Origin of the sequence: Paenibacillus sp. SYP-B3998, from assembly GCF_010820665.1 — a bacterium.
GTDB lineage: Bacteria > Bacillota > Bacilli > Paenibacillales > NBRC-103111 > Paenibacillus_E.
In genome coordinates this window covers 1-25,799 of record NZ_JAAIKC010000005.1, presented here as the reverse complement: position 1 = coordinate 25,799, position 25,799 = coordinate 1, and the positions used below count along the sequence as shown (strand labels likewise).

The window sequence follows — 25,799 nt, the reverse complement described above, 5'->3', positions numbered from 1 at the left end:
AGTCGCAGAAAATTGCTAACATCCTTAGGAGCTACAAGTTTGGCCTTAGCTGTAGGAGGATTATTAAAGGAAAATACCGCGCAGGCTATGTCGCCTTCCTCCCCCATTTTAAACGTAAAAGATTTCGGAGCTAAGGGGAATAGTCGGCCTGATGAAGATGATGCGCCATATATTCAAAGCGCACTAGATAGTGCTAGTCTGTCAGGCGGTGTTGTATTCATACCAGCAGGTATGTATTGGTTGAAGTCGCCGCTTCGCGTAAGTTCCAATATCACGTTAATTGGTTCAGGCAGTAATGCCATACTTCGTTCAACAATGAACAAGTTCAGTGTACTTCACCTTTCCACTGTTAATCATGTACATATTCATAACATCGCCTTTCAAGGCTTAGGCACTTTCGCAACTTCCTATGTACCGCGTCTAGAGAGCGGTATTACTCTAAATAAAGCCGCCGATGTGCGTATTACAGACTGTGTCTTCTCAATGATTGATAATGGAGTGACCTCTGTCGATTCAAGTCGTGTTCACATAGAGAACTGCACATTCGATAACCTTATCGGAGCTCTTGACTTTGACAGCCAAGGCCATGGAGTTTGGTGCAGCAACGCTACCGACCATAGCATCCAGCATAATCATTTCAATATGTTGTTTCAGTCTTGTATTTCTTTAACCAACGGAACTAGCAATTCAAGGATCTCTGGTAATCACATGCAAAAGTGCTATCAATCGGGCATCGATATTATCTCGCTTCCTACAGAGGCTGCCTGTAAGCAGAATACCATTTCGGACAACATTGTAGAAAGCTTCCTGAACTCAAGCGGTAAGACCGGTTACACCTACGGCGTACGTTTAAGAGGTAATTGTGTCTCCAATCTAATTATCGGTAACACCCTTACGGATATCGATGACTACGCTATAAAGTGTGAAGCTAAAGGTGTTAGTGAAAAAGAACGCCCTCGTTTCAATACATTCGCCGACAATCAAATTCACGATGTTCGGAACACGGGGATCGTCATCTTAAATAGCTATGATAATCGCATTAGCGGAAACTCAATCCGCGATTGCAAAGTTGATGGCATCATTCTTTATGCGGAAGGAAAAGAGCAAAACTCCTTCTGTAGCAACAACCAGATTGTAACCAACACCATTAATCGCTGCGGCAAGTCTCCTATTCGCATCGCTGATACGAAATGTGTAAATACAATTCTTTATGGAAATATCGGTTCAGGCAATGGAGATAAAATTGTTGATAATGGTACAACCACTACGACTTCTGCCCTTTGAAAATAACGCCACAGATCTGCAAGCTGCGCAGGCATCTGTGGCGTTATTTTTATTTCTGATAAATTCTCTTTTCAGATATTTTCCCATCGTCGTAGTATACTACTCCTACGTAATATCCAGCCTGATTAGAAATTGCGAATTCGTATGTTTTCTTCCCGTTCTCTTCTTTCACCAGCTTGCCTTTAGAACCAGTCAACTTTACCAAGTCGTCATAGGTACTTGTCATGCTAATCTTATCTGCTTGTTCTTTCGTTATACTTGGCGGTGGTTCTTCCTTCTTCGTATCATTCCCACTACCGCTGCTTGGTGTGGAGGTTGCTGCTGCGCCACCTGACGTCCCACTGGTTGTCCCACTTGTTGCCGTAGGAGCGCTTGGGGAAGGTTGTACGGTCGTTGAAGCAACTGGACTCGTTGTACTCGTCCCCTCTTTCTTAGCACAGCCTGAGGCGGTCACAGCAACCGTCAATACCAATATGAGCAATATCCTCAAAGCTAACACCTTCCTTCCATTTTTTTATAGACAACACTGAAAACTTACCACTACTTCCAGACTGCCCATTGCTACACATTATTTTGCATCCTTTCTTTGTCTTTTATCCGTGTAGTTGTGCTAAAAAGAAAGAGCCCTCTACGAAAAATCGTAGAAGGCTCTTATTCATTGTTCCCTATGTACGGTACCAGTACGGAAAGAGTGGGATTCGAACCCACGCACGCCTCGCGACGCCTAGCTGATTTCGAGTCAGCCCCCTTGGGCCTCTTGGGTACCTTTCCACAAAAGTGAGAACAGGACTTATTGTATCAAAAAAGTCTGGCTCTCGCAAGTAGTATTCTCTATTGATTTTAAGATGAGGCTTCTTCTGGGTTTGCGTTCGATCTAAGCACCTTTTTAAGCTTACTCTCGAACTTCGTTCTTGGTACCAACACGCTATGTTTACAACCTACGCATTTGATTCGAATATCCATGCCCATCCGGATAATTTCCATTTCATTCGAGCCACACGGATGAGGTTTTTTCATTTGCACGATATCTCCAAGCTGGAACTGCTTCTTTTCCATCTTAGTCCGCCACCGCCTTCTCCGATTTTACGAACGTAACCACCTTGGGATACGGAATTTCGATGCCATTCGCATCTAACTGTTTTTTTATTTCTGCGTTCATGAGGCGCGCTACCTCCCCATGTGTGTTCGGTTTACACTCGGCAATAACTCGCATTTTCAATTCCGAGTTCCCAATCATTTGTACACCGAGAACCTCTGGATCTTTGACGATGTTATCCGTGCGCTCATGCACCTGTTTAACGGTGTCTTTCAAGACTTCTATCGCTTTGTCGATATCCGCTTCATAGGAAACCGCTATATCTATTACAGCTAAGGAATTATAGGTAGAAAAATTCGTTACTTGTTTAATATTTCCGTTTGGAATAATGTGAACTTCTCCGGTCCAGCTTTTAATCCGGGTCACTCGAATCCCGATTTCCTCAACTGTCCCCTTGAATTGGTCAATCTGAATGACATCCCCTACTCCAAATTGATCTTCAAAAATAATGAAAAAACCCGTAATAACATCTTTCACCAAGCTCTGAGCACCAAAACCGATTGCAAGACCTAACACACCAGCTCCTGCTAATAAGGGTCCTAAATTCACCCCTACTTGGCCAAGAATCAATAGCATGCAAATCAGATTTACTGAATATGAAATTAAATTATGTATGAGCTTGCCAATTGTATTTGTTCTTCTGACATCAAACTTCAATGGTGATTTCTCTCTTGCAAGCATCATATGCGAAATCATTTTGTCTGCTATCTTAATACAGATTCTAGCCGTTATATAGATAATAATGATTTTTACAGTTCCCCAAAATACGGCCGCTACAATTTCGGGTTTGCTCATATGTTCTCGTATCCATTGAACGACGTCCGTTACATAAGTCATCCTTTGGCCCTCCTAGCTTCATTCCATGGTAACATATTTATCGCCTTTTTTAAAATAAATACCTCTTATCTCTACCTTTTCGGATTCGATAATCTCTTGCACCTGTAATAGATTTTCTCCAGGAAATTCAATAGATAGCGCACAACCTGCTGTGACCTCTTTCGGTGTCGGCCTAATATCAATTTCGATGTCGGCATACTCTAGGAGCATCTCTGCGCGAAGCGCTTGTTGAGTTGAATCAAATGCAAGTAACATAATTAAAGGGTTCAGGGGAAATCCTCCTCTCACCACGTATAAATGTGCCTCTCTCTCCATATACTAGTAAAAATAATACAGCACTTGGAGGGATATTATGAAATTTCAATTCGGTTTTGATTCATCGAAAGATAAAGCTTTAGAACCCCTGAAGATCCAATATACCGATGCCGAAACACCTGCTCTTCTCTCTTCACATTTACATACGATATTTAGCAATCTACCAACCTATCAACCAATTGTTATTATTTGCGTAGGAACGGATAGATCGACAGGCGATTCTCTTGGCCCCCTGGTCGGCTCTCGTTTGAATACCACCAGCTTACGCCAGCCCCATTTATTTGGCACTTTGGACGAACCCGTACACGCCATGAACTTAGCTGAGACTGTCGAGAAAATTCACAGTTTGTTTCAGAACCCATTTATCGTAGCGGTAGACGCCTGTTTAGGCCAATTATCAAGCGTAGGCTGCATTCAAGTCGCAGATGGTCCGCTGAAACCAGGAGCAGGCGTCAACAAGGACCTCCCTCCCGTTGGAAATATTCATGTTACTGGCATTGTTAATGTAGGTGGCTTCATGGAATATTTCGTTTTACAAAACACACGACTTAGCTTGGTTATTAATATGGCTAATGTTATTGGAGATGCTATACAAACCGCTTTAAGACGTGCTCAGCCCTATAGGCCAAATATTACTGCTGCTTTGAAGTTTGATTAATTGCTTCCTTTTCTTCCGGGCTTAATGTGTACGTAGACTGTGCCTTTTGGACAGGCTTAGCGTAAATATAGGTCTGCTCTCTACTATGAATACCTGTCATAACAACGCCATCTTGATGCTCATCAAGTATAGCAATCGTAAAGCTCATATCGCTTCCACCCTCGGCGAAAGCATTATAGCGATGAATTCCGACTTTCGATTTCATTTTCGTCATCGCTTCACGAATCGCATGAACCTTGGCTGAAGTCGCTGCAGATTCGGCCTTTTGATCATTTAATGCTCCTTGGATATTAATTAGAAGCTGTTCAATATCTTCAGCTTGAGAACCATTCATCATTTGCATATACTGTTTTCTTAGTTTTGAAAGCTTGGACCATAATAGGATAATCAATACAAATGAAATAACAATAAGCGCCATACATGCTAATAAAATTAAATCCCCGTTCAAACCTAGCAGTTCCTCCATGCACGATCCCTCTTTCTAATTTATGCGTACTGTGAACGAATCTCTTTAACTGCGTTAATGAGAGCTTCCACTTCTTCATCCTTTGTGAAATAACCAATACTTGCTCGAACCGCTCCTGTTGCGATCGTACCGGCAGCTTCATGTGCAAGAGGCGTGCAATGATAGCCGGCCCTAACTGCAATCTGAAAGGATTGATCCAAGATAAAAGCAATTTCCGATGAATCCGCATGTGGAACATTGAAAGATACGATACCTGTTTTATTTTGTCCAAGAGTTGGCCCTAGAACCGTTACCCCTTCAATTCCCAACAAGCCTTCCATCAGATTCTGCGTCTGCCGCCACTCTTTGTCATGAATTTTCTTAACCGTTTCAGCAAGAACATATTTAACACCTTCATTTAGACCAGCGATTCCAACTGTATTTTGAGTCCCTGCTTCGTATCGATCTGGTCTCACAGTAGGTTGATGAATGGCTTCCGATTGACTTCCTGTGCCCCCATGAAACAATGGGTCTAACTCTATATCAGGATGAATATATAGCCCACCAGTCCCCTGAGGCCCTAGAAGACCCTTGTGGCCAGGAAAAGCTAGAAGATCAATATTCATACTCACAACATCAATTGGCAGTATACCAGCGCTCTGAGCAGCGTCAACAAGCACCCTCACGCCACGAACCCGACACAGCTCCCCGATTTCCCCAACCGGCATAATTGTACCAAGCAAATTCGAACTGTGATTAATTACAACTAGCGTTGTATTCGCCTGAAATGCATTCTCCAAATCACTAAGTTCAAAGTAGCCTTCAGCATTATGACTTAAGTAAGTCAGCTCCACATTAGCTGTAGCCTTTAAAAACTCAAGCGGTCTTCGTACTGAATTATGCTCTATGTTTGTACAAATTACATGATCACCATTACGGACAAACCCTTTTATCGCTTGATTCAGTGCATGTGTAGTATTTAAAGCAAAAGAAATATCATTTGGATTTTTAATGTGAAATAACTTAGCTAAATTTTTTCTTGTTTCAAAAAGCGCTCTGCTTGCCTGTACAGCCATTTGATGACTGCCTCTACCAGGGTTAGCCGCATATTCATGCATACATGTCATCATTGCATCCATAACAGTTGGCGGCTTTGGCCAAGAAGAAGCCGCTTGATCAAAATATATAATTTCTCTCATTTTCTACCTCACCTCATAAATATAGCATACCTTAGTTTGATCTTTCAGTTCGAAAGAAAACCATCGGTATGCTATATAATTTTAAGAGATTTTGCCCTGAAGGAGCTCTAACAGGCGATTAAGATCATCCTTTGAATAATATAAAAGTTCGATCTTCCCTTTATCCTGCTGGGCTTTAATTTTCACTGTTGTCCGATAAATATCTCGCAATTGATCTTCGGCCTGATGTATATAAGGATCTCTACTCTTTTCTTTCTGCTTAGCCTTATCTTTTTCATGCCCTGGCTGATCCTCAAGACGCTTAACCGCATCCTCCAGTTCACGCACGCTCCATTGCTTGCTAATTGCAGTCTCCGCAAGCTCTTTTTTTAGCTTATCGTCTTTCACACCAACAATCGTTCTTGCATGTCCCATGGATAATGTTCCACGTGAAACATATTGTTTGATCGCTTCTGGAAGCTGAAGCAACCGTAGAAAATTAGCAATATGAGAACGACTTTTACCAACCTTAGCAGAAAGCTCTTCTTGGGTCAGTGAAAATTGATCGATAATTCCTTGATATGCAACAGCAATTTCCATCGCATTGAGGTCTTCACGTTGCACATTTTCAATTAGCGCAATTTCCATAACCTGCTGATCCGAGAAATTCCGTTCAACAGCTGGTATAGTGGGTAGCCCACAAAGCTGTGATGCGCGATATCGACGTTCACCCGCAATAATCTCAAAACCCTTAAGAACTTTACGAACAATAATAGGTTGAATAACACCATGTTCTTTAATTGAGTCAGAAAGTTCTTTAATACTATCCTCATTAAAATGCTTTCTAGGCTGGTACGGATTCGCCCTCAAATTAGCTAGAGGAATTTGAATAACTTTGTCGGATTCATCAATATGTAAAGATGTAATTAATGCATCCAACCCTTTTCCTAAACCCTTGGGCATTCCTTTTGTCATATTGAGATCACTTCCTTCGCGAGCTCTAAATACACTTCTGCCCCTTTCGATCTTGGGTCATAAGTAACAATTGATTGCCCATGACTCGGCGCCTCACTCAAACGAACATTACGCGGAATAATTGTTTGATATACCTTTGTCTGGAAATACTTTTTAACTTCCTCAATAACTTGAATACCTAGATTTGTTCTTGCATCGAACATCGTAAGTAAAACGCCTTCAATTTGAAGACCTGTATTAAGATGCTTTTGAACCAGTCGGACTGTGTTCAACAGTTGACTAAGCCCTTCAAGCGCATAATATTCACATTGAATAGGAATAATGACGGAATCAGCAGCAGTTAACGAATTAATCGTAAGTATACCTAACGAAGGCGGACAATCGATAAGGATATAGTCATACAAGTGCTTTACTAATTGAAGAGATTTTTTCAATCTAACTTCTCTTGAAATGGTCGGAACGAGTTCAATCTCAGCGCCAGCCAGTTGAATCGTAGCTGGGATTATCTTAAGATTTTCTACATTTGTATCTACGGTAGCATCTTTAGGATGCACATCATTAATAAGAATGTCATAAATGCAATAAACCACATCCGCTTTATTAACACCAATACCGCTCGTTGTGTTCCCTTGTGGATCAATGTCTACTAAGAGCACTCTCTTTCCTAAAGAGGCTAGCGAGGCTCCTAAATTCACAGAAGTAGTCGTCTTACCGACTCCACCCTTCTGGTTCGTTATTGCTATAATTTTAGACAAAACCTGTTCACCTCAATCACTTATGCTCCAAATAACAAAAAATAAAGAATAATACTATCTTAACATATCTTCTATCACGTTACCTTATTAATATTTGCTAGTCTCATTCTTTTATGGGAAACAAAAAAAACGGCTTGCGCCGTTTAAGGTAGCAATGCTTCCTATATTATCTTTTCGGGATTTTAATAATAATTTCGTAGTGATCCTCGTGGTCTTGCTCCGAAGTATTGATATTGAGTCCTGAACTTGAAACCATCTCAACGGATTGTCGAATTGTATTTAAAGCAAGACGAACATCCTTTGTAAAAGAAACGCGTTTAGATTTTTTAATTTTCGCAGCTTCTTTAAGGAAACTAATCTTTGCTTCTGTTTGCTTAACATTTAATTCCTTGCTGATTATTTCTTCTAGCACTTTTACTTGCATCTCTTCTTGATCCAAAGAGAGCAATGCTCTCGCATGCCGTTCTGTTATCTTTCTCTCCATAAGAGCAAGTTTAACAGGTACACTTAAATGAAGTAGTCTAATCTTATTAGCGATTGTAGATTGACTCTTACCCAGCCTTTGAGCAAGGCTTTCCTGTGTAAGATCGTGCATTTCAATCAACTGTTGATATGCACCTGCTTCTTCTATAGCAGTAAGACCTTCACGTTGTAAGTTTTCGATTAAGGCGATTGATGCAGCTTGAGAATCATTAAAGTCTCTTACAATGGCTGGAATCGTGTCCAAGCCCAATTTTTTAACGGCGCGAAGTCTTCTTTCACCAGCAATTAACTCAAATGTGTTATTTTTAACCCTTACAACAATAGGTTGTATCACACCATGTGTACGAATGGTTTGACAAAGTTCATCAATTCGATCATCATCAAAAACAGTTCTTGGTTGATATGGACTAGGAATAATATTGTTAACTTGTATATTCTTAACCTCGTCCGTCGTTGTTGAACGGTCTACTAGACCAAATAACTTTGATATTTGTTCTTTCATAGGAAAACTAACCACCAACTCTTCCCGTAGTTTTGCTACCAATACGGTTAAAAATGTCATGCTGGCAAAGGATGACGAAAAAAACTCATACTATGAATAGTTCTCCATAAAAGATGAAGTTCCTGCCGAACAGATATGAACGTTTTAATAATGTTTCACGTGGAACATATTTAAATCTTAACTAAAGGGCTTTTAAGAGGTAGTCCCGCTTTCCTTGGATATTTAGCAGGTGTTGGGGCCACTTTTTCAATTTGAACGAAGTGTCTAATCGAATCCTCAATAGGTAGCTGCATGCGATTAACTTTAATCAACTTCCCTCTTAACTCAGATAAACTATACGATGACTCCACGAGTTCTTCATCAATCTCCGAACCTTTCATTGCAATGAAAGCTCCACCCTTTTTGGCAAAAGGAAGACAAAATTCATTTAGCACACTCAGTCGCGCAACTGCACGCGCTGTTACCAAATCAAACGAATCTCGATATGTAGATAATCTTGAAATGTCTTCTGCTCTGCCATGTACACATTCCGTATCCTTCAAACCAAGGGATGAAACTAATTCACGTAAAAACAGAATACGTTTATTTAAAGAATCAACGATAGTAATACGCAAATGTGGAAATGCAATTTTCAAAGGAATACTCGGGAATCCAGCACCTGAACCAATATCAGCAAGGGATGATACTTGTCCCATAGGAAAATAAAAAGAAAGAGAGAGAGAATCATAGAAGTGCTTCATATATACTTGTTCTCTCTCCGTTATTGCAGTTAAATTCATTTTTTCATTCCACTCAACCAACGTTTTGTAATAAAGTTCGAACTGATTCAACTGCTCTATAGAGAGGGCAATATTATTCTCTTTTAAAAGCTTCACAAAATTATTTTGAATGTCATCCATATAATTATCCTTTAGCCGCAGTGACTCTATTGTAGTGTTCTAAATAAACAAGCAGTATTGAAATATCGGCAGGTGTCACACCCGAAATCCGAGAAGCTTGACCGAGAGAAATAGGACGGATCTTAGCCAATTTCTGCTTAGCTTCCGTAGCTATTCCATGTATGTCGCTGTATTCAATGTTGTCAGGAATCTTCTTCTTTTCCATTTTCCGAAGACGCTCCACTTGTGTATGCTGTTTATCGATATACCCAGCATATTTGACTTGAATTTCAACTTGCTCCTTCATTTCATCTGAGAGATCCAAAGGTGAAGGTGTCATTTGCTCGATATGCCGATATTCGATTTCGGGTCGGCGAAGTAAAGAAAGAGCATCAACAGAGTTATTTAGTTGTACACTTTCAAGACTCTCAAGCAATAATTGTATATGAGGCTCAGGTCTGACTTTCGATGTTCTCAAGCGTTCAATTTCTTGTTCGACCAAACTTTTTTTAATCAAGAAGCCCTCATAACGCTCATCAGAGATAAGCCCAATCTCATGGCCAATCGGAGTTAAGCGAAGGTCTGCATTATCATGACGAAGCAGCAAACGATATTCTGCCCTAGAGGTTAAAAGACGATACGGTTCATTCGTCCCTTTAGTTACAAGATCATCAATAAGTACACCGATGTATCCCTCAGACCGATCCAATATAACAGCTTCTTTTTCCTGTACTTTACGCGCTGCATTAATACCAGCCATAACGCCTTGACCAGCAGCTTCCTCATACCCTGATGTACCATTAATTTGGCCAGCCGTAAACAAACCACTAACAAGCTTGGTTTCTAATGAAGGCTTCAATTGAGTAGGTACAACAGCATCATATTCAATTGCGTAACCCGTACGCATCATTTCAACTTTTTCTAGTCCAGGTATGGATCGCAAAATTCCTAGCTGAACATCTTCTGGCATACTCGTAGAAAGACCTTGCACATAGTATTCAGATGTATTCCGACCTTCTGGTTCCAAAAATATTTGATGCTTCGGCTTATCACTAAAACGAACGATTTTATCTTCAATTGAAGGGCAGTATCTTGGCCCTGTCCCCTCAATGGCCCCTGAAAACATTGGTGCTCTATGCAAATTTGCATTGATAATATCATGAGTCGCTTCTGAGGTGTATGTTAACCAACATGGAAGTTGATCTTGAATACCCGTTTTTGTTTCATATGAGAAAAATTTAGGTTCATCATCACCTGGCTGAATCTGTGTTTTACTAAAATCGATTGTATCCTTATGAACACGCGGCGGTGTTCCCGTTTTGAATCGCACCAAATCAAATCCCAACTTACGGAGAGATTCGGATAGTTTCACTGATGGCTGTTGATTGTTAGGTCCGCTCTCATACATCAGCTCACCCATAATCACTTTACCTCTTAAATAAGTCCCTGTTGTAAGAACAACTGCTTTAGCATAATACTCAGCACCTGTTTTCGTAATAAGTCCCTTACATACTCCATCTTCAACAATTAACTCTTCCGCCATTCCTTGACGAAGAGTTAAGTTAGGCGTAGCTTCAATGGTTTCTTTCATCTTATGTTGGTAAGAAAATTTATCTGCTTGTGCACGGAGCGCGTGTACAGCAGGCCCCTTGCCTGTATTCAACATTCTCATTTGAATATAAGTTTTATCGATATTACGCCCCATCTCACCACCAAGTGCATCAATCTCTCTAACAACGTGGCCCTTTGCAGGACCACCAATCGATGGGTTACAAGGCATAAAAGCAACCATATCTAGATTAATAGTTAACAACAATGTATTACAGCCCATACGAGCGGAAGCAAGTGCTGCTTCACATCCGGCATGGCCTGCCCCAATTACGATGACTTCGTAATCCCCAGCGTGATACCCCATAGTAAACGTTCCTCCCTCTTTTATGAAAACTCAAATCATTTCGTTTTCATTTTCCTAAGCAAAATTGCGTAAAAATTTGGTCGATCAAAGATTCCCCCACAGAATCGCCTATTATTTCACCTAGCTGCTCCCATGCAGCTCGAATATCAATCTGTATCATATCAATGGGCACATATTGCTCATTAGCTTCCAATGCATCTTCAAGCGATCTTTTTGCTTGCTTTAACAAAGATATATGCCGAACATTACTAACATAAGTCAAATCATTTGATTCTAGTTTACCCTCAAAAAAGATTCCAGCAATGGCTTTTTCCAAATCTTCAATACCTTTATTCTCTAATAGCGATAATTCTACTACACGATCTGGTACAAAGTATGCGTATACTTGCTCAATATCTAGCTTTCGATCTAAATCGATTTTATTTAAAATAACAATCGTCTGTTTTTCTGCTAGTTGTTTTATCATCGCAAGTTCATCCAACTGTAACTCTTCATTACTGTTAAGTACGAACAAAATTAGATCCGCTTCAGCCAAAGCAGTCTTCGAGCGCTCCACTCCGAGCTGTTCTACAATGTCAGTCGTCTCACGGATTCCCGCTGTATCGAGCAGCTTTAACGGGATGCCGCCAATATTAACGAACTCCTCTATAACATCTCTAGTCGTTCCAGGAATATCCGTCACAATCGCGCGGTTTGCTTGTGCTAGTTCATTGAGCAGTGATGATTTACCTACATTGGGTCTCCCCACAATGGCTGTTTCAATTCCTTCTCGCAAAATCTTTCCTTGCTCAGCTGTTTTCAGTAGCCGATTAAGTTCACCCATTACCACATCGCACTTTGTAAGAATGAACGCATTGGTCATCTCTTCAACATCATGCTCTGGATAGTCAATATTGACTTCAATATGAGCCATTAATTCAACAAGCTGATGTCGTAGTAACTTAATCTGCTTCGACAGATTTCCCTCCACCTGCCTGAGAGCAACCTTAAAAGCGCGATCTGATTTAGCACGAATCAAATCAATTACAGCCTCAGCTTGTGTCAAATCTATGCGACCATTAAGGAAAGCTCGCTTCGTGAACTCACCTGGCTCAGCCAGTCTAATTCCTTGCTGTAGCAACAAATCGAGTACTTTTTTAACTGAGACTATTCCACCGTGGCAGCTTACTTCAACCACATCCTCAGTTGTAAAAGAACGTGGAGCTTTCATAACCGTAACGAGAACCTCCTCCAACCTTTCGGCCGAAGCAGGTTCAATAATATGACCATAATGAACAGTATGTGTTAGTGCCGCAGATAATTTCGTCTTCGAGTGGAAAACGCGCTCCACTAGTGGAATCGCCGAATCGCCACTCACACGAATAACCGATATCCCACCTTCTCCTAGTGGCGTCGAAATAGCGGCGATCGTATCATTTAACATAGTAATAACCCCTTAAATGTACCTCATAGTAAAGAAAAAGCAATGACAAGATAACAAGTCATTGCAGCCCAACCTTATTTTAAAGCGATGACAACCCTACGGTTTGGTTCCTCGCCCTTGCTGTAAGTTTTCACAACGGAGTGTCCTTGAAGCTCAGCATGAATAATTTTGCGTTCTTGCGAATTCATCGGCTCCAGAATTACTTCCTTCTTCGATTTTATTACGCGACTAGCTAGCCTCAGTGCTAATTCCTCCAATGTTCTTTTCCGTCTTTCCCGGAAATTCTCCGCATCCAGAATAATGCGGAAGTGAGAATTGGAGTAACGGTTCGCAACAATATTAACTAGATATTGTAATGCATCCAGCGTTTGCCCTCTTTTACCGATTAGCATGCCTAGCTCCGAACCATTCATATTCAAGATGGTGCCTTCACGATCTTTATGTTGATCAATGGTGATGGAAATATGCATCGTCTTGATAATTTCCTGAAGAAAACGTATGGCTTCTTCAAGAGCATCCGGGATCAATTCAAGCTCGACTTTAGCTGCCTTCGAACCAATGAAACCGAGAAACCCTCTAGAAGGCTGCTCCAAGATATGAATCTTTACACGATCCTCTGATACATGCCATTGAGCGAGCCCCGTCTTTACGGCATCCTCAATGGTTTTTCCAGTCACCACGATTTTTTTCATTTTGACAGGCCACCCTTATTATTTTGAGATCCAGGAGAACCATAAATAAAGTAAGATTGAATAATAGTGAAAATATTACCATATATCCAATACAGCGGAAGCGCTGCAGCGAAATTCATCGACATCACGAAAATCATAACTGGAAAAATAAACAGTAAGCTTTTCATTTGCTGATTCATTTGAGAAGACATAAATTTCTGCTGAATGAATGTTGTCGCTGCCGCAATCACCGGAAGTATGTAATAGTGATCTGGCTGTCCAAGATTCATCCATAAAAAAGTATGATCACGAATATGGTCATTTCGCATGATTGCTTGATACAATGCAATCAGAATTGGCATTTGTACAATGATCGGGAAACACCCAGCTAACGGGTTGACACCATTTGATTGAAACAGCTTCATTGTTTCTTCTTGCTGTTTCTTCGCATCATCTTTGTACTTTTCTTTCAGCTTTTTCATTTCCGGCTGTAAATCCTGCATCCGTTTGGAGCTTTTGTATTGCTTGAGCGTAAGCGGCAAAATAATTAAACGGATTATCAATGTAACAACGAGAATAGATAAACCGTATTGACCCCATAAGTGATCAGCGAACCAGTCAAGCGTTTGGGAAAGCGGGTACACAAAATATTTCACAAAAAAACCAGCAGTATTCGGATCAATTGGTGCCGTAGCGCTGCTTGCAGTACTACATCCGGAGAGCAAAAGAATCAGTGCAGAGACTGATGCGAGCAAATAGAGTCGACGAGTCAAAATGAGATCCTCCTAAATATCTTTTCCAACATAAACTATAACACAACTTCAGCTCGCAAGGAAATAATACGTTACTTTTTTATCGGCTCATTTCTTTTATATAAAGAAGCTTTGCGAATGACATGAAATATACTCTTCTGCATATCCGCATACTCCATCTCAGCAACCGGTTTTCGCGCAATTAAAATGTAATCATAATGAAGGGTCAAATTATCTTTATTCAAACGTATGATTTCCTTCATCATCCTTCTTAATCGATTTCTAACAACTGCATTCCCTATTTTTTTACTGACCGAAACACCTAAGCGAAATTGCTCCAACTTCGGCTGCGCCAAGTAATAAAGGACAAACTGATGGTTTGCCATCGATTTTCCATACCGATACACTTTATTGAAATCTTCCCTCTTGGCCAATCTATATGTTTTTTCCACAAGTTTGTACGCTCCAGACAGGTTACATTCAAGAATAAATTAGATTCTTTCCTCATATAACAGCATTAACAGAAAACGCCACATTAAAACTAGCTATTCTATATGTGCAACTATATACACAAAAAAAAGCCCCTTTCGGAGCCTCTCTTTTTACGCTAATTACGCGCTAAGAACTTTTCTTCCTTTAAGACGACGAGCGCTCAGCACTTTACGGCCGTTCTTCGTGCTCATTCTTTTACGGAAACCATGATTCTTCTTACGCTTTCTCGTGTTCGGGTTAAACGTCGGACCCATCTATAGCACCTCCCTGTTGAGGATATCCATCCTACAAATTTTCTACTACTCATTAAATCATTTCCACGACATAAAGTCAACCTACCCGAGTGTGCAGGTGACGGAAGCCTTTTTTGCAAAAAGAACAACCTGTGCATAAATTTTTCTTATACAAAAGAGAACCTTGTCGAAAATTAACAAAATATCAACAATATCTTGTGGTGTGAATAAAACATATGCACAAGTTATGGAGATTGTGGATAAATTCAAACATTCCGTTGATTAACAAGTAATCTTTTGTTAAGATGATAATGTTTCTGTTGTGGATATACCCCAATCAGCCTCCGATTTATCAACAGCCTGTGGATAACATTGTGAACAATTTTCCCTCTTGAAGAACAAGTCATTTCGACCGATCCTTAATATTGTGGATAAAACGACAAAAGCTGTCCTGTTTTGACATAGCTTTTCTTTGCTGGCCTTACGCCACATGTTTGATTTCAAAGGAGTGAATTACTGTGGAAGGCCATACTACTGACTTGTGGCAGCAAGTTTTAACAATTATCCAGACTAAACTCAGTAAACCAAGCTTCGATACTTGGTTGAAATCAACCAAAGCGACAGTATTCAACGATTCTACTGTCGTCATATGTGCACCCAACAATTTTGCTAGAGAGTGGCTTGAAAGCCGTTATACCAAGCTAATTGAAGGAACCATACACGATTTCACCGGAAAACATGTCAACGTGAAGTTTACGATCGAAATGGATGAACAAAAATCACAACCTGCCTTGGCTCTGCAAGCGGTTATCCCTCCTAAGGGTCCAGCCATTGTTGCAAGTGAAGAAACCTTTACGAATATGATGAACGCAATGAACGCCAGATACACCTTTGACACGTTTGTCATCGGCTCAGGCAACCGATTTGCCCACGCCGCGTCGCTGGCCGTAGCGGAAGCACCAGCTAAAGCTTACAATCCGCTCTTTCTCTATGGAGGAGTAGGCTTAGGAAAAACACATTTGATGCATGCGATAGGGCATTATGTTCTCGAACACAACCCAGATGCGCGTGTTTTGTATATTTCCTCAGAGAAATTCACGAATGAATTCATTAATGCGGTTCGTGATAACCGAGGTGAAGGATTTCGCAATAAATATAGAACGATCGACGTGCTGCTTATTGATGATATTCAGTTCCTCGCGGGCAAAGAAGGAACGCAGGAGGAATTTTTCCATACATTTAACGCACTTCATGAAGAAGGTAAACAAATTATTATTTCTAGTGATCGCCCACCAAAAGAAATTCCAACCCTGGAAGATCGTTTACGCTCCAGATTTGAATGGGGTTTAATTACCGATATTCAACCACCAGATTTAGAAACACGTATCGCTATTTTACGCAAAAAAGCAAAGGCTGAAAATCTAGAAATCCCTAACGAAGCTATGATTTATATAGCCAATCAGATCGACACGAACATTCGAGAGCTCGAAGGCGCCCTCATTCGAGTCGTCGCTTATTCGTCTCTTATTAACCAAGATATTAGCGTTCATCTTACAGCCGAAGCACTGAAAGATATTATTCCATCAAGTCGACCAAGGGTAATTACAATTCAGGATATTCAGCAGCGTGTAGGAGAATTCTATGGATTAAAGCTAGAGGATTTTAAAGCGCGTAAACGAACCAAAGCCGTGGCTTTCCCAAGACAAGTTGCTATGTACTTGGCTCGTGAGCTTACTGATTTCTCTCTGCCCAAAATTGGAGAAAACTTTGGCGGTCGTGATCATACAACGGTCATACATGCACATGAGAAAATTTTTCAACAACTGAAAGTCGATCAAGAATTATACAAGGTTGTTCATAACCTGACAGAACGCATAAAAAACCCCTCTTAATAACTTCTCAATTATACTGAGCCTATGCACAATCTATTCACATGTGGATAGGCTTGATTTTTATGGGGTTCATCCACATATCCACATATCCCGAGCCCCTACTGCTATTACTAATAAAAAATGATATTATATAATGATTATGCTAACGCATCGAAAAAAAGAACCGCAGGAGTGAAATCATGAAATTAACCATTCTCAAGGATCACTTGATCGAATCCATAGGACACGTTTCCAAAGCTATTTCCAGTCGAACAACCATACCTATTCTTACAGGGATCAAAATAGATGCAACCGTAAGCGGTGTGACCTTAACAGCTAGCGACACCGACATCTCGATTCAAAGTTTTACCCCTTCGGAAAATGGAACACTCAAGATTATTGATCTCTTCCAAGCGGGAAGTGTTGTTTTACCTGCAAAGTTTTTCGTTGAAATTATTCGCAAACTGCCTTCTCAAAACATCGAAATTGAAGTAGGTCATCATTTTCAAACAACGATTCGTTCAGGCTCATCTGAAATTCAAATCATGGGACTTGATCCCGATGAATATCCATTGTTACCTGAGATCGAAGAAAGCAAAATGCTGCGTATTCCAAGTGATCTATTAAAAACAATGATTAAGCAAACTTCATATGCTGTTTCCACTAACGAATCTACGCCAATTTTAACGGGTGTTCTTTGGAACATTTCTGGGGATAAGCTAAAATTTATTGCCTGTGATCGACACCGACTAGCTAGCAGAGAAATCACAATTGAAATTGAATCGGCGCCAAATTTACAAAATATCGTTATATCCGGGCGAACGTTGAATGAATTAAGCAAAATTTTGCCTGATCAAAATTCGCTTATTGATATTGTTATTTCAGATAATCAGGTTTTATTCAAAATTCACTCCATTCTTTTCTATTCTCGGATTTTGGATGGTACATACCCGGATACTTCAAAACTTATCCCACAGTCCTATCAAACGGAAATGGTCGTACCAACCAAAGAGCTGGCAGAAGCGATTGACCGCGCCTACCTACTCTCCAGAGAAGATAAGACAAACATTGTTAAAATGATCATGCGAGAAGATCAAACGATTGAAATTTCTTCAAGTTCCTCTGAGCTTGGAAAAGTAACCGAACAAATTAATTTGCAGCGCATTACAGGCGAACTGCTAAGAATCTCATTCAATTCCAAATACATGCTTGATGCATTAAAGGTGCTTGACTCAGAATTAATCCATATTGGATTTACAGGAGCTATGCAGCCGATCATTATGAAACCAGAAGATTCAACCAATATCCTTCAGTTGATTCTCCCTTACCGCACAACTAATTAAATTTAAGTTGTAAATCCCCTTAAGGAGTTTAAGTACATGAAACAAGTTGCGATCAACACTGAATATATAACGTTAGGGCAGTTTTTAAAGTTAGCTGACTGTATATCCACAGGTGGACAAGCTAAATTTTTTGTAAAAGAAGAGAAAATTGAAGTGAACGGGCAAGCTGAAAACCGCAGAGGACGGAAACTTGTACCGCATGATGTGGTAAACGTAGAGGGTTTCGGGCAATTTGAAGTGATAAGCTCCTGATAGGATCAAACATCCAGGGAGGATAGGCCATGTTCTTAACGAAGCTAGCCCTTAGTCACTATCGGAATTATGAACATGTTGAGCTGACGACAGACAGCAATGTGAACATATTCGTAGGACCAAACGCTCAAGGTAAAACAAACTTGTTGGAGTCCATTTATGTGCTTGCGATGACCAAGTCTCATCGGACCCATCAGGATAAAGAGTTAATCGGCTGGAACGGTGAGCAAACGCAACTGCATGCAGAGATCAACAAGAGATACGGAAATTGCAAACTAGATTTGTCTATTTCTCCAAAAGGAAAAAAGGCTAAGATTAACGGACTCGAGCAAAAAAAATTAAGTAATTTTATTGGTGCGCTGAACGTCGTCATGTTTGCTCCAGAAGATTTAGAAATCGTTAAAGGAACGCCAGGTATTCGCAGGCGCTTTTTGGATATGGAGATTGGTCAGGTTCAGCCCTCCTACCTCTATGATTTGTCCCAATATCAAAAAATACTGCTGCAGAGAAACAATTATTTAAAACAATCTTTCTCTGCAAAAGGTTCTCCTGACGCTATGCTGGACATCTGGAATGAACAATTAGCCCAATATGGTGTTAAAATTATGAAAAAACGTCAAAGCTTTATTAAGAAGCTACAACAATGGGCTGAAACGATTCATAAAGGGATCACTAATAACACTGAGGAGCTCCGTATTCGCTACGCCCCATCTTTTGAAATGCAGCAGTTTGAAGATGAATCTGTTTTATTAGACCAATTTATGATAAAGTTAACACAGGTTAGAGATCAGGAATTTCGAAGGGGTGTCACTCTTGTTGGCCCTCATCGAGACGATCTTCTTTTTTTCATCAACGATAAAGAAGTCCAAACGTACGGATCTCAGGGGCAGCAGCGAACAACTGCGTTATCCCTTAAACTTGCCGAAATTGAACTTATCCATGAGGAAGTCGGCGAGTATCCGCTTTTGCTGCTGGATGATGTTCTCTCCGAACTAGACGAATATAGGCAGACACAATTGATCCGTACCTTTCAACAAAAAGTGCAAACTTTTATTACAACAACAGGTCTAGAAAGCGTCCATTTGGACCAACTTGATCATGCTTCCGTGTTCCATGTTTTGAAAGGAAATGTAAGCGGCAGGAGCTGAAGAGCGTGTTTATCCATTTGGGTGGCGAAAAAATTATAAGAGCTTCTGAACTGATTGCAATTTTCGATATTTCGGTCGAGAAGTCTTCCAAAATATCCAAACAGTTTATTCAGCAAGCTGCGAAAGATAAAAAAACAGAGCAAATCGGTGAGGAAGAGTGCAAATCGCTCGTTGTTACGCAGAATAAAGTGTATTATTCTCCAATTTCATCTACGACCCTCAAAAAAAGAGCTCATCAATTATTAACGAACTAACCAGTTTTGACTATAAAAAAGCAGGTGAAGCATAACATGTCTGTGAATCAAAATGCGTATGATGAAAATCAGATTCAGGTACTGGAAGGATTAGAAGCGGTTCGTAAAAGACCGGGTATGTATATTGGTTCAACCAGCAGCCGGGGACTTCATCATCTCGTTTGGGAGATTGTCGATAATAGTATCGACGAGGCTCTAGCCGGATTTTGTACGAAGATCGACGTTTTCGTTCACAAGGACAACTCTGTAACCGTTATCGATAATGGACGAGGAATCCCAGTTGGCATAAATGCAAAGATGAAGCGTCCTGCACTTGAGGTTGTGCTTACAGTTCTTCACGCAGGAGGCAAGTTCGGTGGAGAAGATTCGGGTTATAAAGTATCAGGGGGATTACACGGTGTAGGTATCTCCGTCGTGAATGCATTATCTGAGCTATTGACCGTAGAAGTTAAACGTGAAGGTAAAATTCATCAACAGGAATATCGCCGCGGTACACCTCAGTATGATCTCAAGGTAGTAGGTGAAACCGAAGAAACCGGAACTAAGATTACCTTTCATCCCGATCCTGAAATTTTTAAAGAAACGCTTGAATATGATTACGATATTCTCCAATCAAGAATCCGAGAGCTTGCTTTCTTGAATAAAGGGATCGAAATTAACTTAGTTGATGAACGTACAGATACCGTCAATACCTACATGTATGAAGGTGGAATTGTATCTTTTGTCGAGTACTTGAACCGAAATCGTGAAACAGTCAACCAGACACCTATCTATGTTGAGGGCTCCAAGGATAATATATCGATCGAGATCGCTCTGCAATATAACGATAGCTATACAGAAAATATTTATTCTTTTGCAAACAACATTAATACCCATGAAGGCGGAACCCATGAATCAGGTTTCAAGAGTGCGCTGACACGGATTTTGAACGATTATGCGCGCAAAACAAACTCTATTAAAGAAAATGACTCTAATCTTTCTGGCGATGACGTTCGTGAAGGACTGGCTGCTATTATCTCGGTGAAAATACCGGAGCCTCAGTTTGAAGGACAAACAAAAACAAAGCTTGGTAACAGCGAGGTTCGCGGGATTGTCGAATCCTTATTTGCAGAAAAGCTTCAAGAATTCATGAACGAAAACCCTGCGATTGCCAAGAAAATCCTTGAAAAAGGGATTCAAGCTGCAAGGGCGAGAGAAGCTGCACGTAAAGCAAGAGAGCTGACCCGTCGTAAAAGCGCGCTTGAAGTTAGTTCTCTGCCAGGTAAACTAGCCGATTGCTCCTCAAAAGATGCATCGATTAGTGAAATCTACATTGTAGAAGGTGACTCAGCTGGTGGCTCTGCCAAGCAAGGGAGGGATCGCCATTTCCAAGCCATTCTCCCCATTCGCGGTAAAATTCTGAATGTAGAGAGAGCTAGATTAGATCGGATTTTATCAAATATCGAAATTCGCTCAATGATAACGGCATTTGGAACCGGAATAAGTGAAGATTTCGAAATTACAAAAGCCCGTTATCACAAGATTATTATTATGACTGATGCCGACGTGGATGGTGCGCATATTCGGACACTTCTTCTTACTTTCTTTTACAGGTACATGAGAAAGCTGATTGAATCCGGTTATGTCTATATTGCTCAACCACCTCTTTACAAGTTGGAGAGAAACAAAACAATACGCTATGCTTACAATGACAAACAAAGAGCCGAGATCATGCAGGAATTCGGCGAAGGCGCCAAAGTTAATGTACAGCGTTATAAAGGGCTCGGAGAAATGAATCCAACACAGCTGTGGGAAACTACGATGGATCCAGATAGCCGAACTATGCTCGTGGTAACTATCGAGGATGCAATTGAAGCAGACGCCATCTTCGATACGCTTATGGGTGACAATGTAGAACCAAGAAGAGATTTCATCGAAGAACATGCGAAATACGTGAAAAACTTAGATATTTAACGTCCTAGGCGTTGCAAACGATGTAAGCTTTCAGGAGGAACATTCATGAGCGAAGAATTACATTCGCAAGTCAAAGAAATTGATATTGGTACAGAAATGCGTACTTCCTTTATGGATTACGCGATGAGTATCATTGTCAGTCGTGCACTGCCCGATGTAAGAGATGGTCTTAAGCCAGTTCATCGTCGTATCTTGTTTGCGATGTCCGAGCTGGGCATGTCATCCGACAAACCGCATAAGAAATCTGCGAGAATCGTTGGCGAAGTTATCGGTAAGTACCATCCGCATGGAGACAGTCCGGTCTACGAGACGATGGTCCGGATGGCCCAAGACTTTTCCCTGCGCTACATGCTTGTAGATGGTCATGGTAACTTTGGTTCAATTGATGGCGATATGGCTGCGGCAATGCGTTATACAGAAGCGCGTTTATCCAAAATCGCGATGGAGATCCTCCGCGATATTAATAAAGAGACAATTGATTATATCCCTAACTATGATGGTGAAGAGCATGAGCCAGTCGTTCTCCCTTCTCGTTTTCCGAATTTACTCGTAAACGGAAGCTCAGGAATTGCCGTTGGGATGGCAACGAACATTCCTCCTCATAACTTGCGCGAGGTCATCGAAGGCATTCTGATGATGATCGATAACCCAGATGTCACCCCACTTGAGCTTATGCAAGTGATTAAAGGACCAGACTTCCCGACAGCTGGGTTCATTTTAGGTCGTGAGGGTATCCGACAAGCGTATTCAACAGGTAGAGGTTCCGTCACAATGCGTGCCAGAACGGTAATTGAGGAGAATAATAATAAAGCTAGAATTATTGTTAACGAATTACCGTATCAAGTAAATAAAGCTAGATTAGTGGAGAAGATAGCTGAGCTTGTTCGGGAAAAGAAAATTGATGGTATCACTGATCTTCGTGATGAGTCCGATCGTAACGGGATGCGAATCGTCATCGAGCTTCGTCGTGATGTTAATCCACACGTTGTTCTGAATAATTTATTTAAACATACTTCAATGCAGTCTAATTTCGGTATCATTATGCTAGCATTAGTAAACGGCGTGCCGAGAGTACTAAATCTGCGTGAGATGTTGTATTACTATCTCAAGCATCAACAAGAAATTATCCGCCGTAGGACAGAGTATGACTTACGTAAAGCGGAAGCACGCGCTCACATCTTGGAAGGTCTGCGTATTGCCCTTGATCATCTAGATCAAGTTATCGCATTGATCCGTGCATCACGAACGACAGACGAAGCTAGAGAAGGTCTTATTACTACCTTCAACTTAAGCCACGACCAAGCACAAGCTATTCTTGATATGCGCTTACAGCGTTTGACAGGATTAGAACGTGAGAAAATTGAAGCCGAGTATGCAGAGCTTATGAAGAAAATTGCGGAATACAAGGCAATTTTGGCTGATGAGCAACTCATTTTGGCTATCATCAGTGAAGAATTAAAAGAGATCAAAGAAAAATTCGGAGATGAAAGACGTTCCGAGATTACAGTAGGTCTTGAAAGTATCGAAGATGAAGACCTCATTCCACGCGAAGATGTTGTCATAACAATTACGCATACTGGTTACATTAAGCGTTTGCCTGTAACGACGTACCGTAATCAAAAACGTGGCGGGCGTGGTGTAGTAGGAATGGATACGAAGAATGATGACTTTGTCGAACATTTATTCGTATCCAATACGCATCACTACCTTATGTTCTTCACGAACAAAGGAAAAGTATATCGTCTGAAAGCCTATGAGATTCCAGATTTGAGTCGTACGGCACGTGGGACACCTATTATTAACTTGATTCAAATTGAGCAAGGCGAGACCATCAATGCTGTAATTCCGATTGAAAGCTTTGAAACAGAACAATACCTTTTCTTCGCAACGAAGCAAGGTGTAGTGAAGAAAACACCAATCGACGATTATTCCAATATTCGTAAAGGTGGCTTAATTGCCATTAACTTGCGTGAAGATGATGATCTAATTGGCGTCAAGCTGACGGATGGAAACCAAGGCATTATTATGGGAACCAAGTTCGGTATGTCGATTCATTTCCCAGAGCAGGATGTTCGTTCGATGGGAAGAACGGCTACAGGCGTTAAAGGTATTCATTTAGATAAAGAAGATGCTGTTATTGATATGGATGTTATCCAAGAGGATAATAGTGTTCTGATTGTAACCTCCAAAGGTTTCGGTAAAAGAACGCCTGTTTTGGAATACCGCATTCAATCACGTGGTGGTAAAGGGATTAAAACTTTGAATGTTACGGATAAGAACGGCCCAATTGTCGGTCTTAAAGTCGTTCAAGATGATGAAGACTTAATGATCATTACGGCATCAGGCACGGTAATTCGTACTAGTATGGATGGAATATCCATGATGGGTCGGAATACGCAAGGTGTACGTCTTATCAATATAAGAGAAGATGACGAAGTCGGAACGTTGGCTCGCGTGCAAAAGAACGAAGAACAAAGCGAGAGCGAAGAAGATGGAGATTGGGAAGAAACTGAAGTTACTGAGTAATAAATGTTGGGATGGGGCTTACAAACCCATCCCTTTTCATTTACAATACTAAGTATTAGATCAAGTAAGGTGAGTGAATATTCGTGCCGACAGTAGCTGTTACTCAATTGAAATATGGGGAAAGACTGGGCGACAACGTTCTAACGAAGCTTGGTAGCACGCTTTTCTATAAAGGGAAAGTGATAACAGAAAAAGAAATCGAGATTTTAAAAGCTTTTCTTATTCCTTCTGTGTTTATCGAATCCAAAATAGGGGCTGAACCTGAAGTAGTTGTAGAGGAAGCGAGACCTACGGAAAGTTCCGCAGTTCATCCCTTTTATGTAGAGTATCAGAACATGTTAACGCTGCTTAAGCGCATTTTTCGTTTGGCAAGTGGGGGACAACCTTTTCCCATTTTGGATATCCGAACTCGACTAGAGGCCCTCATCCAACATATTGATGCCTACAAAGTGCTCACCTTTACGCCTAAAAATGTAAATCTACAAGATTATATTTATCACAATAGCATTATGGTCAGCCTTACCTCTTACTCATTGGCCAAATGGCACGGACTTCAGCAAAAAGATTTGATGCAGATTGCACTGGCCGGGCTATTGCACGATATTGGAATGGCCAAGGTTGATTACGCAATTCTTGAAAAGAAGAATCCATTAACCTCTTCGGAGATGGATGAAGTCAAAGCGCATACGTTAATTGGATATAACATATTGAAAAATATTACGGCTATCAATGAAGGTGTAAAACTAAGTGCACTACAGCATCATGAGCGTGAGGATGGCTCTGGCTATCCATTAGGCGTAAAAGGTGACAAAATTCATTTGTATGCAAAAATAGTAGCGATTGCGGACATTTATCACGCGATGACGAATGTCCGCTCTTATCGCACAGCTTTGTCTCCCTATCTCGTACTTGAGCAGCTCTTCACTGAATCATTTGGCAAAGTTGATCCAACTCTTGTTCAGGTGTTTATTAACAAGTCAACTCAAATCAGTAATGGCACGCTAGTAAAGCTCAGTGATAATCGCGTTGGTGAAATTGTTTTCTCGGATCGGGCTTATCCAACACGTCCTTGGATAAATATTAACGGTACGATTGTTAACTTAGCTTTGGAAAGAAGTTTATTTATTCAAGATGTGCTTGGCACGATTTAGTCATAGGAAGATGAACCCCTTACTCTCTTGAAGTGGGGTTCATCTTCTTTTGTATTTTATTAAAAAAAGCTTGCATTATTTATTCAGTTTTGATATATTACTCCTTGTCGCTTCGGAGGCAGAACGAAAGAAAGTAAAGAAATAAAAAAAGTTCTTGCAATCGAATAGGCAGATGTGGTATATTGATTAAGTCGCCTTTGAGGGGCGGAGGATTAAAATGAAAGAAATTGATCTTTGAAAACTGAACAACGAGTGAAAGAAGCACGGTCGAGCAATCGACCAAAAAAAGAGATGCAAATCTCGCTAGCAACGCAAATGAGCAATTAAGCTTTCAAATAGGTTTAACTATTATGGAGAGTTTGATCCTGGCTCAGGACGAACGCTGGCGGCGTGCCTAATACATGCAAGT

Annotated in this window: 26 protein-coding genes, 1 tRNA gene and 1 rRNA gene; 11 read left to right on the top strand and 17 right to left on the bottom strand. The window is 40.7% G+C overall.

The genetic code is table 11. The features are described 5' to 3' along the window. Positions 1–39 precede the first annotated feature (39 nt). Positions 40–1,284 carry a right-handed parallel beta-helix repeat-containing protein gene (locus tag GK047_RS14825; RefSeq protein WP_163947986.1) on the top strand — a complete coding sequence of 415 codons (1,245 nt, stop codon included), beginning with the start codon at positions 40–42 and terminating at the stop codon, positions 1,282–1,284. Positions 1,285–1,333: 49 nt separating this feature from the next. On the opposite strand, the gene GK047_RS14820 is transcribed toward GK047_RS14825, so the two are convergent. The 5 genes from GK047_RS14820 to GK047_RS14800 all read right to left on the bottom strand — a co-directional run bounded on the left by GK047_RS14820 (position 1,334) and on the right by GK047_RS14800 (position 3,472). Beyond that, positions 1,334–1,774, bottom strand: coding sequence for a hypothetical protein (locus GK047_RS14820; protein WP_163947983.1), 441 nt, complete (start codon positions 1,772–1,774; stop codon positions 1,334–1,336). Between the two features lie 193 nt (positions 1,775–1,967). Further along, a tRNA-Ser gene (locus GK047_RS14815) sits at positions 1,968–2,055 on the bottom strand. Between the two features lie 69 nt (positions 2,056–2,124). Next, positions 2,125–2,340, bottom strand: coding sequence for a DUF951 domain-containing protein (locus GK047_RS14810; RefSeq protein ID WP_163947980.1), 216 nt, complete (start codon positions 2,338–2,340; stop codon positions 2,125–2,127). Position 2,341: 1 nt separating this feature from the next. Beyond that, a complete protein-coding gene (locus GK047_RS14805; RefSeq protein WP_163947977.1) occupies positions 2,342–3,217 on the bottom strand; it encodes a mechanosensitive ion channel family protein in 876 nt (291 codons plus the stop codon). Positions 3,218–3,235: 18 nt separating this feature from the next. Continuing rightward, on the bottom strand, positions 3,236–3,472 hold the full coding sequence (locus tag GK047_RS14800; protein ID WP_163948840.1) for a putative Se/S carrier protein: 237 nt from the start codon (positions 3,470–3,472) through the stop codon (positions 3,236–3,238). Positions 3,473–3,569: 97 nt separating this feature from the next. Between GK047_RS14800 and yyaC the strand changes: the two genes are divergently transcribed. Further along, positions 3,570–4,190: a spore protease YyaC gene (gene yyaC, locus GK047_RS14795; protein WP_163947974.1), complete on the top strand. Its 621-nt coding sequence runs from the start codon at positions 3,570–3,572 to the stop codon at positions 4,188–4,190. Here yyaC and GK047_RS14790 read toward each other — a convergent pair. From GK047_RS14790 to rpmH, 12 genes are all read right to left on the bottom strand, one after another. Further along, positions 4,165–4,656 (bottom strand): DUF4446 family protein, encoded by a 492-nt coding sequence (locus tag GK047_RS14790; protein WP_163947971.1) that lies wholly within the window; start codon positions 4,654–4,656, stop codon positions 4,165–4,167. The two genes, yyaC and GK047_RS14790, sit on opposite strands and share 26 nt — an antisense overlap. Positions 4,657–4,676: 20 nt before the next feature. Further along, entirely contained in the window at positions 4,677–5,834 is a 1,158-nt protein-coding gene (locus GK047_RS14785) for an aminotransferase class V-fold PLP-dependent enzyme (protein ID WP_163947968.1), read from the bottom strand. 81 nt (positions 5,835–5,915) lie between these two features. Continuing rightward, a complete protein-coding gene (locus GK047_RS14780) occupies positions 5,916–6,776 on the bottom strand; it encodes a ParB/RepB/Spo0J family partition protein (protein ID WP_163948838.1) in 861 nt (286 codons plus the stop codon). Between the two features lie 8 nt (positions 6,777–6,784). Further along, positions 6,785–7,543: a ParA family protein gene (locus GK047_RS14775; protein ID WP_163947965.1), complete on the bottom strand. Its 759-nt coding sequence runs from the start codon at positions 7,541–7,543 to the stop codon at positions 6,785–6,787. Positions 7,544–7,709: 166 nt separating this feature from the next. Beyond that, a complete protein-coding gene (gene noc, locus GK047_RS14770; protein WP_163947962.1) occupies positions 7,710–8,528 on the bottom strand; it encodes a nucleoid occlusion protein in 819 nt (272 codons plus the stop codon). A 170-nt stretch (positions 8,529–8,698) separates the two neighbouring features. Continuing rightward, positions 8,699–9,427: a 16S rRNA (guanine(527)-N(7))-methyltransferase RsmG gene (gene rsmG / locus GK047_RS14765; RefSeq protein WP_163947959.1), complete on the bottom strand. Its 729-nt coding sequence runs from the start codon at positions 9,425–9,427 to the stop codon at positions 8,699–8,701. Positions 9,428–9,431: 4 nt separating this feature from the next. After that, positions 9,432–11,321, bottom strand: coding sequence for a tRNA uridine-5-carboxymethylaminomethyl(34) synthesis enzyme MnmG (mnmG, locus tag GK047_RS14760; protein ID WP_163947956.1), 1,890 nt, complete (start codon positions 11,319–11,321; stop codon positions 9,432–9,434). A gap of 46 nt (positions 11,322–11,367) precedes the next feature. Then, positions 11,368–12,744 (bottom strand): tRNA uridine-5-carboxymethylaminomethyl(34) synthesis GTPase MnmE, encoded by a 1,377-nt coding sequence (gene mnmE, locus GK047_RS14755; protein WP_163947953.1) that lies wholly within the window; start codon positions 12,742–12,744, stop codon positions 11,368–11,370. Between the two features lie 74 nt (positions 12,745–12,818). Next, positions 12,819–13,436 carry an RNA-binding cell elongation regulator Jag/EloR gene (gene jag, locus GK047_RS14750; RefSeq protein ID WP_163947949.1) on the bottom strand — a complete coding sequence of 206 codons (618 nt, stop codon included), beginning with the start codon at positions 13,434–13,436 and terminating at the stop codon, positions 12,819–12,821. Next, positions 13,433–14,188, bottom strand: a complete 756-nt coding sequence (gene yidC, locus GK047_RS14745) for a membrane protein insertase YidC (RefSeq protein ID WP_163947946.1) — start codon at positions 14,186–14,188, stop codon at positions 13,433–13,435. Before yidC ends, jag begins: the two co-directional genes overlap by 4 nt. A 71-nt stretch (positions 14,189–14,259) precedes the next feature. Continuing rightward, complete coding sequence (rnpA, locus tag GK047_RS14740) at positions 14,260–14,619, bottom strand: ribonuclease P protein component (RefSeq protein WP_163947943.1); 360 nt, start codon at positions 14,617–14,619, stop codon at positions 14,260–14,262. A 159-nt stretch (positions 14,620–14,778) separates the two neighbouring features. Next, complete coding sequence (gene rpmH / locus GK047_RS14735) at positions 14,779–14,913, bottom strand: 50S ribosomal protein L34 (RefSeq protein WP_163947939.1); 135 nt, start codon at positions 14,911–14,913, stop codon at positions 14,779–14,781. Positions 14,914–15,410: 497 nt separating this feature from the next. On the opposite strand from rpmH, the gene dnaA reads away from it, so the two are divergent. From dnaA to GK047_RS14690, 9 genes are all read left to right on the top strand, one after another. Further along, on the top strand, positions 15,411–16,784 hold the full coding sequence (gene dnaA / locus GK047_RS14730) for a chromosomal replication initiator protein DnaA (RefSeq protein ID WP_163947935.1): 1,374 nt from the start codon (positions 15,411–15,413) through the stop codon (positions 16,782–16,784). 179 nt (positions 16,785–16,963) lie between these two features. After that, positions 16,964–18,106 (top strand): DNA polymerase III subunit beta, encoded by a 1,143-nt coding sequence (gene dnaN, locus GK047_RS14725; protein WP_163947932.1) that lies wholly within the window; start codon positions 16,964–16,966, stop codon positions 18,104–18,106. 36 nt (positions 18,107–18,142) lie between these two features. Beyond that, entirely contained in the window at positions 18,143–18,358 is a 216-nt protein-coding gene (gene yaaA, locus GK047_RS14720) for a S4 domain-containing protein YaaA (RefSeq protein WP_163947930.1), read from the top strand. A gap of 29 nt (positions 18,359–18,387) precedes the next feature. Further along, positions 18,388–19,506 (top strand): DNA replication/repair protein RecF, encoded by a 1,119-nt coding sequence (gene recF, locus GK047_RS14715; protein ID WP_163947927.1) that lies wholly within the window; start codon positions 18,388–18,390, stop codon positions 19,504–19,506. A 5-nt stretch (positions 19,507–19,511) separates the two neighbouring features. Beyond that, a complete protein-coding gene (remB, locus tag GK047_RS14710; protein WP_163947924.1) occupies positions 19,512–19,760 on the top strand; it encodes an extracellular matrix regulator RemB in 249 nt (82 codons plus the stop codon). Between the two features lie 36 nt (positions 19,761–19,796). Next, a complete protein-coding gene (gene gyrB / locus GK047_RS14705; protein ID WP_163947920.1) occupies positions 19,797–21,713 on the top strand; it encodes a DNA topoisomerase (ATP-hydrolyzing) subunit B in 1,917 nt (638 codons plus the stop codon). Between the two features lie 45 nt (positions 21,714–21,758). After that, on the top strand, positions 21,759–24,239 hold the full coding sequence (gene gyrA / locus GK047_RS14700; protein ID WP_163947917.1) for a DNA gyrase subunit A: 2,481 nt from the start codon (positions 21,759–21,761) through the stop codon (positions 24,237–24,239). An 83-nt stretch (positions 24,240–24,322) separates the two neighbouring features. Next, on the top strand, positions 24,323–25,390 hold the full coding sequence (locus GK047_RS14695; RefSeq protein ID WP_163947914.1) for an HD domain-containing phosphohydrolase: 1,068 nt from the start codon (positions 24,323–24,325) through the stop codon (positions 25,388–25,390). Between the two features lie 347 nt (positions 25,391–25,737). Further along, a 16S ribosomal RNA gene (locus GK047_RS14690) occupies positions 25,738–25,799 on the top strand; the annotation flags it as partial.

Coding starts and splice junctions, on each gene's coding strand:
- GK047_RS14810 (WP_163947980.1), bottom strand. CDS start 2,340: ATGGAAAAGAAGCAGTTCCAGCTTGGAGATATCGTGCAAATGAAAAAA.
- GK047_RS14805 (WP_163947977.1), bottom strand. CDS start 3,217: ATGACTTATGTAACGGACGTCGTTCAATGGATACGAGAACATATGAGC.
- GK047_RS14800 (WP_163948840.1), bottom strand. CDS start 3,472: ATGTTACTTGCATTTGATTCAACTCAACAAGCGCTTCGCGCAGAGATG.
- yyaC (WP_163947974.1), top strand. CDS start 3,570: ATGAAATTTCAATTCGGTTTTGATTCATCGAAAGATAAAGCTTTAGAA.
- GK047_RS14790 (WP_163947971.1), bottom strand. CDS start 4,656: ATGGAGGAACTGCTAGGTTTGAACGGGGATTTAATTTTATTAGCATGT.
- GK047_RS14785 (WP_163947968.1), bottom strand. CDS start 5,834: ATGAGAGAAATTATATATTTTGATCAAGCGGCTTCTTCTTGGCCAAAG.
- GK047_RS14780 (WP_163948838.1), bottom strand. CDS start 6,776: ATGCCCAAGGGTTTAGGAAAAGGGTTGGATGCATTAATTACATCTTTA.
- noc (WP_163947962.1), bottom strand. CDS start 8,528: ATGAAAGAACAAATATCAAAGTTATTTGGTCTAGTAGACCGTTCAACA.
- rsmG (WP_163947959.1), bottom strand. CDS start 9,427: ATGGATGACATTCAAAATAATTTTGTGAAGCTTTTAAAAGAGAATAAT.
- mnmG (WP_163947956.1), bottom strand. CDS start 11,321: ATGGGGTATCACGCTGGGGATTACGAAGTCATCGTAATTGGGGCAGGC.
- mnmE (WP_163947953.1), bottom strand. CDS start 12,744: ATGTTAAATGATACGATCGCCGCTATTTCGACGCCACTAGGAGAAGGT.
- jag (WP_163947949.1), bottom strand. CDS start 13,436: ATGAAAAAAATCGTGGTGACTGGAAAAACCATTGAGGATGCCGTAAAG.
- rpmH (WP_163947939.1), bottom strand. CDS start 14,913: ATGGGTCCGACGTTTAACCCGAACACGAGAAAGCGTAAGAAGAATCAT.
- dnaN (WP_163947932.1), top strand. CDS start 16,964: ATGAAATTAACCATTCTCAAGGATCACTTGATCGAATCCATAGGACAC.
- yaaA (WP_163947930.1), top strand. CDS start 18,143: ATGAAACAAGTTGCGATCAACACTGAATATATAACGTTAGGGCAGTTT.
- recF (WP_163947927.1), top strand. CDS start 18,388: ATGTTCTTAACGAAGCTAGCCCTTAGTCACTATCGGAATTATGAACAT.
- gyrB (WP_163947920.1), top strand. CDS start 19,797: ATGTCTGTGAATCAAAATGCGTATGATGAAAATCAGATTCAGGTACTG.
- gyrA (WP_163947917.1), top strand. CDS start 21,759: ATGAGCGAAGAATTACATTCGCAAGTCAAAGAAATTGATATTGGTACA.